The sequence below is a fragment of the Pseudomonas sp. NFX224 genome, assembly GCF_048565165.1.
GTDB lineage: Bacteria > Pseudomonadota > Gammaproteobacteria > Pseudomonadales > Pseudomonadaceae > Aquipseudomonas.
Map to the genome: position 1 here is coordinate 4,857,674 of NZ_CP183416.1, position 16,496 is coordinate 4,874,169.

Here is a 16,496-nt window from a genome sequence, read left to right on the forward strand (position 1 = left end):
GCTTGGTTCCTTCAGTCAGTCATTGTTCACCCTGTATTGCTCAATTAGCTTCAGTGAGGTCGATGGGCTTTATCGTGGCGGTTGTGGACGACCGAATGCCACCGGCTCCTCTCATAAGCCTCAACACTTGTTGGTTGATCCGTGGGCGACAACGTTTGACCGGTTCGTGGGTAGCGTTTGATGCCGTGCCGTGTCCGGCCCATCCCGCCGGTGGGTAGCGATAATTGCTGAACCGCCAAGGCAGGAAATTTACCTGTTACCCATGCGCACACCCCATAGCTGGCGCAAATGCGTAGTCCGATTAAACGGCTTGTTTGTGCCTCGGAAAATATTAGGACTTGCAGACCTCTACTCACAGGTTCGTCGACAGGTAGGTCGGGCAGCCATATCGACAGCGGAATGACTTTGACCTTCATCCCGAGTACGCGCAGTAGGTAGCTGAACACCGCATGATTGGGGTCGCGAGAAAAATCCTCCAGGAACACGAAACTGTCCCGGCGAAACAAATTCAGGTTGGGGGGCGTACTGGCTTGTTGAGGCAGATAGGCGCCGTGATGGAGGTTGGCCAGCGACTGCGTTGTCCGCAAAGGAAAGGCGGGGTGCCCAAGTACTTCGCCACGCTCAGGTTGCAGTATTGATGGAAGCGAAAAGATCGACAGCAGGGACAGCGGGCGAGGCGAGCTAAAAGCCCATTCTGCACTGACGCGACGTGCAGTTGCTTCTCTTCGCCAACGATACCGATCAAGTATGGTGCTCATGATGGTGGCGCTCTCAGCGCGTGACAGAGGTTTGCTGATTTTTTGCGTTGTTAACATTATTCAACACCACTCTTGGCCGCCGAGCTACGTCCTAAAATTTGCCGAACTATCTCCTTGCGGCGGCCGGTTTTGACGCCGTTTTATCAACGCATGTTGTGATGTCCGCCGGCGCGCCCCCACTCGTCGGCCAGCAGTGTGCTTCACTGCAGGTGTTTGAAGCGCAAAAAGGGGTGAGCTGCCATGCCTTGTTCATCGCTGGTCGGCCAATTAAGAGGCCGCGTAGTTGCTCACAGTCTCTGCAACTGCTTTGGATGTCGGCACGACGGACGCGCATTGGAGCGATGTGGCTGCGCATGGACACACAAGCATCATGGATGGATAAGCCCGACCCGTAACAACAAGTGGCCGCGGTTACTGACAGGCAGTGAGCTTCGTCAGACCTGCTTGAACGAACTGCTGGTGGACTTTCCCTCTCTGCATTCCGTGCTAAATGATCCGTTGTGGATCGTCCTGAGCCGGCTCTGGGATAAGCGGCGCGCCACCGACCATTTGGCACAGTCCCTGCGTTTGGAGAACGGCTACCGACTTCCGGCGCTTGCCCCCGTCCTGATGCGTCGTCTGTGTGTCTGCCCCGACTGGCGCAATCTGGGTTATGTCCTTGTGCTTTTGGGATCGACATCAAGGCAGTTCACGCCCCATCGGTCATGGTTGCGCGCGCATTTTCTGAATTACCTGCTCCTGGTGTGTATGACTGAACCAGGATGCTTCGTCCGTGAGCCGCTGTACGAGTTGCTCAATGAATTGTATCGGCGCGGTTTGTTCGAGCCCATTGATGATTGGCCACCCGACTTTGCCGCCTTTGAGCAGGCCTGCGTGACATTCAATCGTTACGCTGACTGGCTGCGCTATCGCGGCTGGATATCCGGTTGGGACCTCTACGCCTGTACCCTTGTTCAGCATTGCTGGCCGGACGAAGCATGGCCGCGGCAGAACGTATCGGCGTTAGTCGGTCCGCCAGCACCCTTTAAACGATCAACGCGGCAGGCGAAGTGGGTAGTGGCTGCACTTAAGGGCCACCACCGTGATCGTTTTGCAATGGGTGAATGGCCTGAGATTGCCGATTCGCTACCGGTCGAGCCTGCGCCCGTCGCAGCGGGCACCAGCTAGGGGCAGTCTGGGAGCAAAGCTAGCTGTCATCGATGGTCGAGGGTGGTGGTGCCGAGTGGCTGAGCAAGCCCTGCAAGCGTGCGATCTGTTGCCGCTGGAACCGTAGCTCGCGACGACTCTGCCGTTCCGTGAGCACCTGACGCTTGACCCGTTCGCGCAGGCTGGCGTGTTCGGTGGTCAACGCGAGGACCTGCGCCTGCGCGCTGTGCTCGCGGACTTCCGCATCCTGGTGTTGTTGGCGCAACTGCTGCAGTGCACGTTCACGTTGGCGAGCTTGCTGGCCCTGATGGCGCAGCTCACCGACCAGCCGTTCGTTGTCCTGGAATAGGCGGGCGAGTTCATCCTGCTTGTCCGACAGACTGATACGCAGTGCCCGCAACTCGTGTTGCAACTGCTGAACCTGCGCGTCGTGTCGCTGGGTGTCCTGCTCCCGCTGAGACAGATGCTGCAGGCGAAAGTGCTTGAGCGCTTCACGCGCTTGGCGGTGCTTGTCCTCCAGCGACTGGAGGTGCGTCGTCCGTTCGAGCAACAGCTGGTTCAGGTCGCGCTCCAACTGGCCCAAGCGTTGACATTCGCCGTCCGCTTGGCGCAGTTGCTCCTGGAGAGTCCGCTCGTGTTCACGCAGGGCCTGCAGCTCACGTTCGAGACCGGCGTAAGCGCCCTGCAGGTGATCGAGTTGCGCCTGGTGCTGCAGCCGCTGTTGCTCATGTGCCGAACGATCCCGCTGCAGGCGTTGGCGATCCTCGGCGACCGCCTGTTCGGCCAGCACCGTGAGGCGAGCGCTTAAACCGGCGACAAAGCTGTGCAGTTCCTCGTCGGGGGTAGGCGGCTGCGCCTGCTCGCGGGCGCCGAGCTCCTTCAGGTAGCGCTGAATGGTGCTCTTCGAACCGGTGTTGCCCAGCTCCACGCGCACGGCGTCGATGCTCGGGTGCTGGCCGCGGGCGAGCAGGGCATCGCGAGCGATTTGCACCACGGCCTTGTTGATGCCTCCGCGTGCCATGGCCTGACTCCGACGATTTCGTACTGGTTTACGGAGTATGCAATTACAGCTGTAACCCTGCCTTTAGGACGGCAGGAATTCGGACGGACTGGCGTTCGAGAATGCTGAATTCTTGAACGTGATAAGCCTTTCTCGGTGCGGAGCTCGAAAAAAGGCGGTATGGAGATGGGATGAGCGATTCAGCTGAGCGCTACCTGCAAGCGGCCCGACGCGACAGTACGCAGCGGCGTTATGCCCAGGCCATTGAACACTTTGAAGTCGAGTGGGGCGGGGTGCTGCCGGCCTCCAGTGAAAACATCGTGCGTTACCTGGCGGCCTATGGCCCGCGGTTGTCCAGCAACACCTTGCGCACGCACCTGGCGGCCCTGGCCCAATGGCACCAGCAGTACGGCTTCGATGACCCAACCAAAGCGTCGCGGGTGCGCGACGTGCTGCGCGGGATTCAGGCGCTGCATCCGCAGCCGACCAAGCAGGCCGAAGCGCTGCAGTTACAGCAATTGGAGGCGTGCATTGAAGGCTTGGCCCTGCAGTTGAGCTCTGAACAACGGGCGGTGCGGCTGCGTGCGGCGCGGGACCAGGCGTTGCTCCTGATGGGCTTTTGGCGGGCGTTGCGCGGCGACGAATTGTGCCGGCTGCGTATCGAGCATATCCAGGTGCGAACAGGGCAAGCGCTGGAGATTTTCCTCGCCAGCAGCAAGACCGATCGCGACCATCGCGGGCGCACCCTGGTGCTGCCGTCCCTGAAGCGACTCTGTCCCGTGGACGCCTACCAGCACTGGCTGGCAGTCAGTGGCCTCCACCACGGGCCGGTGTTTCGTGCCATCGACCGTTGGGGGCATGTCGCAAAGGAGCCGGTCAACCCGAACAGCCTCTCGCGCATTTTGCGTCTGGCCTTTGTGCGCAGCGGTGAAGCTGGCGAGGGGTACACCACGCATTCGCTGCGCCGCGGTTTTGCCACCTGGGCCAGTCGCAACCAGTGGAGCAGCAAGGCGTTGATGGAGTATGTCGGTTGGCGCGATGTGCAGTCGGCGCTGCGCTACATCGAGGCGGATGTGCCGTTTGGCGAGTGGGCCCGTTGAGCGATACGCCGGCGCTGCTCCGATCGGTTGGACGGCGGGAGAGGCATGGCCCTGCCAAGGTTCCAGGCACAGTTTGCTGGCCATCCTTTGCCCGTCCTCCAGTGACCAGCGGCCGCACGGGGTGAGCTGAGGAGGGTGGGCCATTGGGGAGACCGCGGCGCTCGCGGATGAACTGTTTTGAATCCAACTCGTAGGAGGTGAAAAGCGATGGCAACGATTATTGAGTTACCGCCTCAAGACGTTCCCCACCAACTCACCGCGCGTGCGGCTGTCGAGCACCTGGGGGAGCATTTTGAAGCCTTTCTGGCTGCCAACAATCTGCATGGCTGGTACCCGGACGCCGATTACGTTTTTCGCGACGATCGATTGGCCGATCGATTTGTCTTGATTGCACTGAGCCCTGGGCTTCCTTTGTATCGGTGCAGAATCACCAATAAAAAATTACGGAGAATCGCCAATGCATCGGGCGCCACAATTAGATGCCGAGCGATGTATGAAATGTTGGCCCATGCATTGGGTTATAGCCATTGGTATTATGCGTACAAATGCCGGACGGTCGATGATTTTATCGAAAATACCTGGCCGCTTGGCGGGGCGATTAGTTTGGCGTCCTTTGACGAGCAAGCCATCAAAAAGATTAACAAAACAACTGTAAACGCTCGAATGGCTGAGCGTTACCGCTTCAATAAAATCAGAGACAAGCTTGACCGTGGCAAATGAACGGCGGGCTGACTGGATTGTGCGCAATATGCGAAGGTCGTCATTCAACATCGGCGCCAACACCCATAGGTTACGATTGACGCTGGAATCTATGGATTGATCAGCTGTGATCAAGCGGTGCTCCGGTGTTACATTCAGGGACGCACAGAGGGTCTTGGGCACAAAAAAAGGAGTAGTCGTGGCACGTCCCCTTCGTAAGATCAAACTTGATGGAACGTTGTATTCCCGGCGCCCGGCAGTCGAAGCTGAAATTCAAGAGCTGGCTGCTTTAGGCGACTCTGAGCTTGAACTTAAAGCTCTCGATTGCTCTCGGGCCTCTCCCGATTTTGTCTCACCGGAAGCATTGGTGCATTTTGTGCGGAATGTTGAGCCCGGGATCCTTCGCGATACCCTCACCGAGTGTTTACTGAAGCGTATCTACCTTCTTCTTCCTCGGGCCGATGATACGTCGCTTACGAACTCAAACATTCGAGATGACGTCGTAGATCATTTCATTGATCTGCTGCTCAGCGACCGAGCCACGTATGACAACCGTCTGGACTACTACGAGATCAATTTCAACTCGGCCGTCGCCAGCGACCGCAAGGATGCCCGTGATCGTCATTGGAAGCATGAGAATCGCTATGACGAGCTAGAGGGGGAAGACGATGCGTCTCTCCCTATAGCTGCTATCGGTGGCTACGATCCCTTTGATCCGACCGACCTCGATCAAAAATCTTACCGGCTTCAGCTCGACGATGCGATTGATGGTCTGCCTGAAATCCAAAGAAGAATTATCGAGATGATCCGCCATGACATTCCAATCGACTCGAAAGACCCCTCTGTCGTCACCATCAGTAAAACGCTGGGTAAGAGTGAAAAGACCATCCGTACGTACCGTGACAAAGCTTTCGCAACTCTGCGGTCGCGCCTTGAACGCAAGGGGAAACAGTAATGACTATTCGTTCGCCAATTGCTAGCGAAGACGTTATGAACGCTTTCGCAATGGATTACGAGCCAGGTACAGACGTCCTTCGACGGTATCTGGCAGATTATCCTCAATTCGCTACCGACCTTGTCGATCTCGCAAGGGAGCTCTCCCGACAGGTCGACGAGGATCTCCCTCTCAGTGCAGACGAGCTTGCTGCTGTGAGCTCTAAGATGGGGCGGCTTCGAGACTCCGTTGTAACTGTAGAACTCCTGCAGTCCGCTCCGCCAAAGGCTTTTGCCAAGGCAGCCAAGGAGCTCGGATTACCCATCCAAGTTGGCGTTGCCATCCGTGAGCGACGAGTAGATTCAGCGACGTTGTCGGAGCGATTCCTTGCACGACTAGCCAAAGCCTTGAATGCATCAGTTTCAGTCGTTCAGTCGTACCTCTCTCTGCCTGCACAGGCATCGGCGCTTCGTGCGAACAAGTCTGATGACAAGCCAATCGCAGCTGAAAAGGTGCCGCTTGAGCGCCTTCTAAGAGATGCTGGAGTCGATGAGAACAGCATTTCACGGATTCTCCAGGGTGGTGACTAACCATGGATCATGTAGAACTTGCTCGGCAGTACGCACAGCGTTTGCATGATGAGGCTGTCGAACAAGGCAGTGACCCTTGGTCCCCCTATGAGTTCGCTAGAGATATTGCAGAGAGGCGTGGTATTACGGTTGAAACGTGTCTCCCTGGCGCTTCTATTCTTGACGGAACACGAGCGACCTTCGATGCCGAGATACCGCTGATTGTTCATGAAAACTCAGGAACATCGTTCGAGCAGGCCTTCCTGGTCGCCCATGAGATTGGGCACGCCGTTCTGGGTGACGGTGAAGATGAAAATGGATTTGTATTTCAAATCGATCCCGCGCGAACCTCTGAGATTTCCCCAGTTGGCATAGAGCGGGTCGTCGATTACAGCCGCCGGCAACGTCGAGAGGTCCAGATGGATCTCTTCGCAAGAGAGCTGCTATTGCCAAGGAGTCGAGTCGTCGAGCTGCATGTCACTCAACGCCAAACTTGTTCGGAAATTGCCAATCGGTTGGGGGCCCCGTTCGAAGTGATCGCGCAGCAAATGCTCGACGCGCTTCTGCTTCCCCCAGTGCCAGCCGTAACCCCAGAAGCTCCGGTCGAAATCCCTCTCAATGATAAGCAACGTATTGCGGCCTCTCATCGGGGCGGCGCGTTTCTTCTCCAAGCTGGGCCCGGCACAGGAAAGACCCGTACGCTTGTGGCGCGAGTTGAGAGTTTGCTAGACGAGGGGGTTGATCCACGACGCATCCTTCTCCTGACCTTCTCAAACAAAGCAACTGCAGAGATGTCCGAGCGAATTGCCTTAAAGCGACCGCAGGAGGCAGCAGCTCTTTGCATTGGGACCTTCCATAGTTTTGGCCTCGACATTCTTAGACGATTCAACGACCGTTGTGGCCTGCCGGCTGATCCTCGTCTGATGGATCGAACCGAAGCCGTAGAGCTGCTTGAGAATGAATTTCCTAGGCTAGGCCTGACTCACTATCGCAACCTCTACGATCCATCTCAGACTGCTGCTGACATCCTGACCGCGGTTTCGCGTGCCAAGGACGAAGTTGTCGATCCGGCAGAGTACCTTGATCTGGCCAATGCGATGGCAGAAACGGCAGGTGATCCAGGCGAGGTAGAAACCGCGGAAAAAGCTGCAGAGGTTGCCAAGGTTTACGCGCGCTACGAAGAGCTCAAAGCACTCGCACGTTGTGTCGACTTTGGTGATCTGGTTATGCGCCCAGTCCAGTTGTTAGAGGGGGATGAAGCTGTACGGACACAGTTGCAGAGTGACTTTGATCACATCCTCGTCGACGAGTACCAAGACGTAAACCACAGCAGCGTTCGACTCCTCAAAGCACTCAAGCCGTCAGGTATAAACCTCTGGGTGGTGGGGGACGCCAAGCAGTCGATCTATCGGTTCCGAGGTGCCTCGTCCTTCAACATGGCCCGGTTTGGGCACGAAGATTTTCCAGGTGCGGTGCGAGACCGACTGAAGATCAACTATCGCTCTGCAGGTGAGATAGTCGAAGCGTGCTCTGCTTTTGCCGCAGGAATGTCGACGGCCGATGGAGACGAAAGTCTTGAGGCAAATTGTGAGCGCTCTGGAAATCTGCCCGAAGTCATCACGGTGGATAACGGTTCTCTCCTGACTCCTGCGATCGCTGACCACATTCAAGAGCTTCTAAGATCGGGTTACAGCTATCGGGACCAAGCGGTTCTCTGCCGCGGCAATGATCGACTTTCTGACGTTGGGCGTGAGCTTGAGCGCGCTGGCATCCCAGTGCTGTTCCTTGGAAGCCTATTCGAGCGTCCAGAGGTTAAGGACCTGGTTTCGATACTCTCGCTGCTTGTGGATCGACGCGCGATGGGTTTGATCCGGACCGCCTGCTGGCCCGAATTTGCGATGTGTTTAGAGGATGCTGTTCGGGTTTTTGAGACTCTGAGAGAAGCCGATTCGGATGTCGGAGCCTGGCGCGTCATCTCGCCAGAGGAGCTGACGCCTGCTGGCCAATCAGCACTTTCTGAGCTCAATTCCGCCTTGGCAGGCTTTGACTCTAGCTCTCAACCTTGGAAGGTGCTGACAACCGTTTTGCTCGACCGAACGAGATTTGCAGCTCGTGTTGCTTCTTCGTCAGGGGTTTCCGACCAAGCGCGAGGTATCGCGATTTGGCAATTCATGAACTTCGTTCGTGCACAACCCAACGGTCAAGGTCTCCCTATTCAGCGGCTTTCTGATCGTATAAGGAGGCTGCTACGACTGCGGGATGATAGGGATTTGAGGCAGCTCCCCGCTGCAGCTCAGGGGATTGATGCCGTCCGCTTGATGACAATCCATGGTTCGAAAGGATTGGAGTTTCCGGCGGTTCACATCGCCGGCGTTAACAAAGAATCCATTCCCGGAGCGTATCGGCCATCCAAATGTCCTCCACCTTCGAGCATGGTCGCAGGTGCTCAAGGGAGCACAGATGATATTACGCGGGCGGCCTACAACGAGGAGCAGGAATGTTTGTTTTACGTTGCCATGTCCCGTGCGAAAACCTCTCTGTCGTTCTATGGAGCGACCGCAGCATCGAATGGGCGCACACGCGCACTCTCGCCGTTCCTCGATCGGATCGGTCCCATAAAGCGATGTGCAGTCACGCCTGAGACCGTATTGCCTCCCGCCCCAGACTCCGTTCCAATACCCATCGTGTTTTCAGGAACTCCGCGTTTTAGTTCCGACTCGGTATCTCTTTACGATTCATGCGCGCGGCGCTTCTTCTATACGCACCTGCTTCAAGTTGGCGGTAGACGTAAGATGAGTTCGTTCATGCAAATGCATGAAGCGATCCGCGATGTCTATCGCAAGCTTGTCGCCCAGGGCAACCTTCCTGTGGGTGATTGGGAAGACCTGCTTTCTCAAGCATTTGTAACTCAGGGACTTGCAGAGCATGGATATGTCGATGACTACCGCGCGATGGCGTCCACAATGCTCCAGTACTTCATGGCATCTAGGGCTGGGGCGCAAGTTGAAGCGTCGACTGCGCTCCGGATTGTGTTGGACGGCCATGAGATTGACGTAACGCCAGACGACGTACTGTTGAGAAATGGAAAGCGAATTGTACGTCGAGTTAGAACCGGCCATGCGCCTAGCAGTGACGGGAAGGATGTAGGCGCTGCTGCATTCGTTCTTGCTGTCCAAGCGAGTTTCCCAAACGCCGATTTAGAACTGGTTTACCTCGCGGATGCTGAGAGCAAGCCGTTGAAGCTCACGGCTAGAGAACTGAGCAACCGACAGGAGAAAATGACCGAAATTTTTCGCGGCATCCAACATGGCCAGTTCCGAACTAGCGCGTCGGATGCCACCTGCCCGAATTGTCCGGCCTTCTTCGTGTGCGGCGAAGTACCTCCCGGGGTGCTCTCCAAAAATTTTTGAAAATAGTTTACCGGCGGCGGCAAGTCGGTCCGATTAGAGGGATGTAGGCGAAATAATTCGCCACATCACGCTAGAGGACTGTATGAAAAGCACACATTTTGATGACGTTGGCGACGCAATCCGTGAGGATCGTCCATTGCGAGAAGCCTCCGCCTATCGCATTCGTTTTGGCTTGGAAGGGCTCAACTTCCGCGACATTGATGTCCCCGATCCCGTTCCAACTGGCCGGCAAATTCTGGACAGTGCCGGCCTGGACCGTCGTAGCGATTACGTACTCTACGCCCTGCTTGTTTCAGGCGACTTCGAGGACGTACGTCTTGACGAAACAGTGGATTTGCGCGGCAAGGGCGCAGAACGCTTCATCGCGTTCAAATCCGATCGTGATTTCAAGTTCGTTCTGAACGACCGGCAAATGGCCTGGGGACACCCAACGTTGGACGCTAGCGTTCTGTATGGCTTGTCTAACGTTCTGCCTGAAGAAGCGATCTTTCTGGAAGTTCGGGGCGGTGAAGATCGTCTCATTGAGCCCGAAGATCAGATCAATCTGGACGCTCCGGGCATCGAGCGGTTTGTCACTGCCCTGCGCCCGGAAAAAGGCTACATCATCGTGGTCAACGCTGTGGAAGAGGTCGTACCGGACAAGCATGTGACCTTCGATCAGGTGGTTAAGTTGTCGCATCCGAATGCGCCAGCAGAAGCCAACGTAAAGTTTTCGATGACCTACCGCAATGCTGCGTCGCACCCACACGCTGGTGAGCTTGCTGAAGGCGGCTCTGTTGAAGTCAAAAAACAAGGGACGATCTTCAATGTCACACGCACTGTTCAGTCTTAATGCGGATCTGGCTCGGTTGCGGGCTGAGGGGTATTTCGTTCGTATACAAGGAAACCTCCTTGTTATGCATGAAGTGCCTTATGTCGACTCTCAATGTCGCGTACGTACTGGAACGTTAGTGTCTAACCTGGATTTGGCTGGAGACCGAACCCGTAAACCGGAGACCCATGTAATTCAGTGGGATGGTGACTTCCCTTGTAGTGCAGTTGGGACGCCATTACCAGGCATCTCGCATGCGGCCCCCAACACGGATCTCGGGTACGGACTTACTGCGAAGCACAGTTTTTCCAGCAAGCCTAACCCCGATGGATACCCGGATTACTACGCCAAGATGGCGACATACGCGACCATTTTGGCGGGGCCGGCGGCGGTTCTTCAACCGGGTATCAGTCCCCGGTTGATCCGGGGTACGGATGACGAAGGTGAGGTCAGCGTCTTCAACTATCTCGATACCGCATCCAGCCGTGTAGGTCTGGGGGCGCTCGCCAGTAAGCTGGAAGGCGAGGTGGTGGGAATTCTGGGCGTGGGAGGAACTGGTGGATACATCCTCGACCTGGTTGCAAAGACACCGGTTAAGGAAATCCGGCTTTTCGATGATGATGACTTTCTGTCGCACAACGCGTTTCGCGCCCCTGGGGCTCCATCGCTCGAAGAGTTGCGTGATGCACCCAAAAAGGTGCTCTACCTGAAGAACATCTATGAACGGATGCACCGCGGGATAGTGGCTCACCCAGTGAAGATGAGACCGGAGACGTTGGGGCTACTTGACGGCATTACGTTCGCTTTCATCAGCATGGATGCCGGTGAGGAAAAGAGAGCAGTCGTTGCGAAGCTCGAGGCACTTGGCGTCGCATTCATTGATGTCGGGATGGGGCTTGAACTTAACAACGGTAGTTTGGGCGGCATCCTGCGCGTCACAACGAGTACCCCAGCACAACGCGAGCACGTTCATGCAGGACGTATTTCTTTCGCCGGGGGCGGAGGCGAAGATCTGTACGCGTCCAATATCCAGGTGGCCGATCTTAATGCCCTGAATGCATGCCTTGCGGTCGTAAAGTGGAAAAAGTTGCGCGGGTTCTACCGAGACCTGGAGCGTGAGCATCACAGCACCTACACGACTGATGGGGGCATGCTGCTCAACGGAGACCAATCATGATTCGACATCTCAGCCTTGAGCACCGTTTTGTGCGAAATGTTCCTCGTGAGCTTGAGTCCGGGATCTTGTACATCTCGATGGACTACGCGACCGCAGTGCACTCGTGCTGCTGCGGTTGCGGGGAGCGTGTTGTGACTCCTTTCACCCCGACCGACTGGAAGATGACGTTTGATGGGGAATCCATCTCGCTTCACCCGTCGGTAGGCAACTGGAACCAGAATTGCCGATCGCATTACATCGTCCAACGCGGACGCGTTTTGGAGGCCGGCCCTTGGTCGCAAGCCAAGATTGAGGCGGAGCGTGTGCGCGACAAGAAGGCCAAAGCTGCACACTATGGCTCTGAAACGACGATTCACCCCAATACTGAGCACTTCTCCAGCGAACGGGATCCGAGTGTAACTCCAACGCAACATGTCTGGTCTCGGCTTAAATCGTGGCTTGGCCTTTGATCGCTGGAGGGCAGTCTGACAGGGCTCGGCCAGGAAAACGAATCTCAAGCAGCTTAGAGCGGATTTCTGTTTAAGGCTGAGCCCCGACGTCGGCCTCCTGAGAGGGCACTTCGAAAGTTGTGAGGAAAAATTAGCATGACGCCACCTGAAACACAGTATTGCATTGAGAAGCACAAGCACCATTACGGTAAGTGGTGCGCCGCCGCTGCATATGGCCGAGGTTTGGTCGGTGGAGGTAATGAATTGGCTTTCAAGCTAATAGATTTGAGCGGCTTGTGCCAAGTTACTGGGCCAGAGGATATCGGCCAGAACGTCGACAAATGGCAGGTCAGCTTCATGAAGAAGATTGAGGTAGAGGCGAAGCGTCTAGGTGTAACTAATTTCACCTTCGGTCGTGCCCAGAAACTGGTCAACATATACCTGAAGACGGTCCTAGTCTGCGGCGGGCACCACCAGCACCCAAGCGTCGCTTTGCTCCACCCGCCACTGGATTTCGAGCTTTTCAAAGGGCTGCGCAGTTTTTTATCTAAGAATCGATCCAAGATGAGCACTGCTCGTTCAGCATTCATAGCTGCCCAAAAGCTTAATTCGCGATGGACAAAATTCTCAGAGGATGACTACGAGGCGCACATAGAGGTTATCAAGCTGATAATGGCAGGGAGACCCCTCTACCAGATCGAAGAATATTGGGAGCTTTGATTAGAGTCTGGTGTTATTGACGTTAATGCCGCATTGACCCATGAGCCGAGGCCAGACTAACCCACCTCCAGATCGGCACAACCCTAGCACAAGCAATGCTTCGGGAAGAGTCAGACTGGGTCAGGGGCCTCTCGGCAACTGAGCCAACTCAACATCAGTGCCAACATCTTGGCATATGAGGCTGAAATTTTTATTTCAGATACCCTGTTTCGAGCTGATAACAATATTTAATGGACTACTTGCTAACGACTTTGATTGGTAATGGATAAGAAAATGCTCAATAAAATTTATAGCTTTCTGCGAAAAGGTAACGCGGCCGGCGCATTGCAGGACAAACGCGTTAGAAAGGTTGTCGAATTCATGGATAAAAACGAAATGAATTTCGCTGGCTATGGCGGGCTGAACATACACAGGCAAGTCGTCAAAGAATACGGCTACTTGCTTCGTTATATCACAGACGGCAAGCTGGACACGTTTCAGGATTTTCGAGCCATCCGGGACAGTCACGTTGACATTATCAAGAGCATCGATCAAGAGCTTGCCAAGCCACTACTCAGGGAGTCCGAGGTTTATGGCTATTCGCGCCAAACAGCCGAGGGGAATCTCGTACGGCTCAAGGCTTTGATTTCTACAATTACCGAGTACACAGACTTGTGCGAAACTTTAGGCATTGACCTCTATGACCCCAACTCGACTGGGAGGTAATCAATGTTTCAGGGCTGTTGGTTGCCAAGTTTTCCGAGGGTCGGTTTTGATTGTCATTGGTGGGAATTGATCTGATGGATTTTCATAAAGATGGATGAATATAAACTTACGGTTGAAGATTTTATCGGCAAGCCGATTGACAAAGATGCCTTTGAAGCCGACACCCTGCGCCGAGAGCCGTGGTACCAAGAGGGAAGCGCGAACAAACAGTCCCAGTTTGCGGTGTGTCCGGCGTGTGACAACCCGATTCAACTGGTAGGTCTGTACCACTTGCCTGCCAACGTGAACAATCCTTATGGAAAACACACGACGTCAGGTATTTCGGGCATTGCGCCGCTCGATGTCGAAGCTCGTGACCACTGCCCGTACTTCAAGCCACGGCAGCATCAAAAGACGGATCGAAAAGCCAAGTTTGATGGGGTTCCGCGGAAAATCGTTAGAATCTTGATCGAGCAGTTTGACCGTGTGGTGTACATCCTGGAAAAACAGACGCAGGTAGCATTGTCCGCGAACACCCTGAAGGGCATGCTGGAACGCTACAAAGGCGAACAGGGTTACCTCTATACCGGCGCAACGTTACGCAATGTGCCATGGATCTTTGCCTACATGTCGGACGCAACCGCCCTGTTTGCCCAACGAGTAGGGGAAAACCATGAGCTGACAGCTGCGATTCGTAGTCACGTTCCGGCAGCGAGTATCGACACCCACGGCCGACTACGTTCAACATCCGTACTGGGAGCCAAAGACGCGTTCATCGATCTCAAGATGAGTTTCATCCAGCATCGAATCATCAAAGACAGTGAAGCCTCTAGTTTGAAGGAAAGCATGGTGCTTGTGGTGTCACACAGTCGCAAAGGTCAGCTTGTGCATATCTACAAGCAGGATCTGACATTCGACCCTGTTTGGTTTGATCGCCTCATCCAGATGCCGATTGATCATCCGAATCGAAGGATGGATCGAGTTGACCTTGCCAGGGAAGTGCTGGGCGATCTCCTGTAACCGCGGTAAAGCCGACGGTACGGCGAATTGCTTCCTGATCCGAGGCCGGTCGGCCTCCTTGTCTGCGCCCAGTCAAGCCTGCCCTTTCGGAAGATCCGTTCCAAGAGCACATCTTTGGACTTGCACTTGCCTGAGTGGATCATGCGTGGGGTCTAACCGCGGATGACCCATCGCTCTACGAATTTAAAAATCATGTCGTTCGTATGCTTGGCAAGAGCTAAAGGCATTTCTCCAGGGATTACGATTGGTCGCTTTCGAGCCTTAATGCACCGTCGCCGGTCTACCCCGGTACTTCCGTATCTATCGTGTTAATGACCGATTTTCTGATCACGCAGGTAGAAAGTCCTTAGCTTGCCAGATTATGTGTTGGTACTAGTCTTGGCTAAACGCGAGTTCACACTTAGGGTGGAGCTATGGCAAAGAAGATGATGACGACCAATGGCGAGGATCCGCAGGAGCTGGAAAACTACTACTTGGACTCCGCGAGTGGGTCCTTCAGTGACAAGACGCTGAGCAAGCTTGCCGATGTCGCTCGCATCTTAGACGCCGCAGTGACTCAAAGCCCTGAAAATGGGCTAGTTCTCCACTTCCACGGCGGGCTCAATTCGCGCGATTACGCCCTCCACGATATCGTCCCTCGGCTCACGAAACTCTACTTGGAGGACGCGAAGGCTTACCCATTGTTTTTTGTTTGGGAGTCTGGTCTCAAGGAAGCGCTCATCAATAACAAACAGGAGTTGCTTAAGGATCCCACGTTCCGTGAACTGGTCAAGAAGGTGACCGAATGGACCCTAAAAAAGGCCACGTTGACTGGCAATCTCGTGGTTAGAGGCGTCGGCGGCACTCTCGGCAATGGTACAGAAGACGAGTTCCGAGGGCAGTTCGACGCCTTCTTCAACGGTGATCCGCAGCAACCTTGCCCTCCGGTGCCTGACGAATGCTCTACAGCCGGGGTGATACCCACTGTAGTGAAGACCTCATTATCCGCCACCCTTGAGATCGAGCTTGTGAAGGCGATTAAGAAGCAGCTCGAGGCCGGGACCGATCCAGATTTCAACGTTGCAATTGGCAAGGCCTACAACGCCTTAGTCACGCCCGCTGAGGTTGTCACGAGGGGAGCGGTGACGGGAACGTCCGAACGCGCCGACCTAGTGTTGCTGAGTGAGGCAGCGATTAACGAGATGTTTCCGCCAGAGCCGGGAAGTACAACGAGGGGATTCTTCACCTGGATAGGCGTAGCGACGTACGTGGCTAAACTTGTTTTGGCGGTCGTGGCTAGATATCGAGACCACCGTGACCACGGCCTCTACTGTACGGTTATCGAGGAGCTTTTGCGAAGTGCGTTCCTCGACCTAGTGGGCAGTAATGTCTGGAACCAAATGAAGAATGACACGGCGGACAGCTTTAAGGCTGGTGAGTTCTGTGGCACTGCGGTCGTTGGGAAGCTGAAGGCACTTCAGGATGACAACAAGGGCTTCAAGAAACTGACGCTCGTTGGCCACAGCACAGGAGCCATTTACATTTGTAACTTCCTCAATGCTGCTAAGAATGCGGGGCTAACCTTTGACAAGGTCCAGGTCATCTTCTTGGCGCCTGCGATAACCTGCTCGCGATTTGCGGCCGCAATTAAAGAACATCGCAACGGCTTCTTGACCAATTTCCGGATGTTTGCGATGCGAGATGAGCGCGAAAGCCAGGACAAACTCGTCCCTATCCTCTACACCCGCAGCCTCCTGTACTTCGTCTCAGGGCTGCTGGAGGGACAGGTCACTGCCGGCAAATGGGAAGGCATTGTGGATATGCCCCTGGTAGGAATGGAACGGTTCTTTCTCGCTTCGCTCAAAGGCACGTTCGGCGGTGACGAAGGCAAAAATATTCAGACCGTGTTTGCCTTCTTGCAGGGTGAACACAACCGTACGGTGTGGTCACCTTCGCTGGACATTGGTGCCGGGCTGAACAGCAACTCTGCATCCCACGGTGATTTCGACAACGATGAGACTACATTGAAGTCGATCACTCATCTGATTACCACATAGGGGG

Annotated in this window: 15 protein-coding genes; 13 read left to right on the top strand and 2 right to left on the bottom strand. The window is 55.1% G+C overall.

The genetic code is table 11. The annotated features are described in order from the left end of the window. Positions 1 to 50 precede the first annotated feature (50 nt). Complete coding sequence (locus ACNYC6_RS22270) at positions 51 to 815, bottom strand: hypothetical protein (RefSeq protein WP_419709177.1); 765 nt, start codon at positions 813 to 815, stop codon at positions 51 to 53. Between the two features lie 387 nt (positions 816 to 1,202). On the opposite strand from ACNYC6_RS22270, the gene ACNYC6_RS22275 reads away from it, so the two are divergent. Beyond that, positions 1,203 to 1,925 (top strand): hypothetical protein, encoded by a 723-nt coding sequence (locus ACNYC6_RS22275; RefSeq protein WP_419709178.1) that lies wholly within the window; start codon positions 1,203 to 1,205, stop codon positions 1,923 to 1,925. Positions 1,926 to 1,944: 19 nt separating this feature from the next. Here ACNYC6_RS22275 and ACNYC6_RS22280 read toward each other — a convergent pair whose 3' ends face one another. After that, positions 1,945 to 2,925 carry a DNA-binding protein gene (locus tag ACNYC6_RS22280; RefSeq protein WP_419709179.1) on the bottom strand — a complete coding sequence of 327 codons (981 nt, stop codon included), beginning with the start codon at positions 2,923 to 2,925 and terminating at the stop codon, positions 1,945 to 1,947. 170 nt (positions 2,926 to 3,095) lie between these two features. Here ACNYC6_RS22280 and ACNYC6_RS22285 point away from each other — a divergent pair, with 170 nt between their 5' ends. The 12 genes from ACNYC6_RS22285 (at position 3,096) to ACNYC6_RS22340 (ending at position 16,492) form a co-directional block, all read left to right on the top strand. Beyond that, entirely contained in the window at positions 3,096 to 4,004 is a 909-nt protein-coding gene (locus ACNYC6_RS22285; RefSeq protein WP_419709180.1) for a site-specific integrase, read from the top strand. A gap of 207 nt (positions 4,005 to 4,211) precedes the next feature. Further along, a complete protein-coding gene (locus tag ACNYC6_RS22290; RefSeq protein WP_077185693.1) occupies positions 4,212 to 4,724 on the top strand; it encodes a hypothetical protein in 513 nt (170 codons plus the stop codon). A gap of 178 nt (positions 4,725 to 4,902) precedes the next feature. Further along, positions 4,903 to 5,658 carry an RNA polymerase sigma factor gene (locus ACNYC6_RS22295; RefSeq protein ID WP_419709181.1) on the top strand — a complete coding sequence of 252 codons (756 nt, stop codon included), beginning with the start codon at positions 4,903 to 4,905 and terminating at the stop codon, positions 5,656 to 5,658. Further along, on the top strand, positions 5,658 to 6,227 hold the full coding sequence (locus ACNYC6_RS22300) for a hypothetical protein (protein WP_419709182.1): 570 nt from the start codon (positions 5,658 to 5,660) through the stop codon (positions 6,225 to 6,227). The genes ACNYC6_RS22295 and ACNYC6_RS22300 overlap by 1 nt, the downstream gene beginning before the upstream one ends. 2 nt (positions 6,228 to 6,229) lie before the next feature. Further along, positions 6,230 to 9,616 (top strand): UvrD-helicase domain-containing protein, encoded by a 3,387-nt coding sequence (locus ACNYC6_RS22305; RefSeq protein WP_419709183.1) that lies wholly within the window; start codon positions 6,230 to 6,232, stop codon positions 9,614 to 9,616. A gap of 82 nt (positions 9,617 to 9,698) precedes the next feature. Continuing rightward, positions 9,699 to 10,448: a multiubiquitin domain-containing protein gene (locus ACNYC6_RS22310; protein ID WP_419709184.1), complete on the top strand. Its 750-nt coding sequence runs from the start codon at positions 9,699 to 9,701 to the stop codon at positions 10,446 to 10,448. Next, positions 10,345 to 11,604, top strand: coding sequence for a ThiF family adenylyltransferase (locus ACNYC6_RS22315; protein ID WP_419709185.1), 1,260 nt, complete (start codon positions 10,345 to 10,347; stop codon positions 11,602 to 11,604). Before ACNYC6_RS22310 ends, ACNYC6_RS22315 begins: the two co-directional genes overlap by 104 nt. After that, complete coding sequence (locus ACNYC6_RS22320; RefSeq protein WP_419709186.1) at positions 11,601 to 12,053, top strand: DUF6527 family protein; 453 nt, start codon at positions 11,601 to 11,603, stop codon at positions 12,051 to 12,053. The genes ACNYC6_RS22315 and ACNYC6_RS22320 overlap by 4 nt, the downstream gene beginning before the upstream one ends. 135 nt (positions 12,054 to 12,188) lie before the next feature. Next, a complete protein-coding gene (locus ACNYC6_RS22325; protein ID WP_419709187.1) occupies positions 12,189 to 12,752 on the top strand; it encodes a hypothetical protein in 564 nt (187 codons plus the stop codon). A 273-nt stretch (positions 12,753 to 13,025) separates the two neighbouring features. Continuing rightward, the gene (locus ACNYC6_RS22330) at positions 13,026 to 13,457 is read left to right on the top strand and encodes a hypothetical protein (RefSeq protein WP_419709188.1); all 432 of its coding nucleotides are present in this window, start codon (positions 13,026 to 13,028) and stop codon (positions 13,455 to 13,457) included. 90 nt (positions 13,458 to 13,547) lie between these two features. Next, entirely contained in the window at positions 13,548 to 14,456 is a 909-nt protein-coding gene (locus tag ACNYC6_RS22335; RefSeq protein ID WP_419709189.1) for a hypothetical protein, read from the top strand. Between the two features lie 413 nt (positions 14,457 to 14,869). Beyond that, the gene (locus ACNYC6_RS22340; protein WP_419709190.1) at positions 14,870 to 16,492 is read left to right on the top strand and encodes a hypothetical protein; all 1,623 of its coding nucleotides are present in this window, start codon (positions 14,870 to 14,872) and stop codon (positions 16,490 to 16,492) included. Positions 16,493 to 16,496 lie beyond the last annotated feature (4 nt).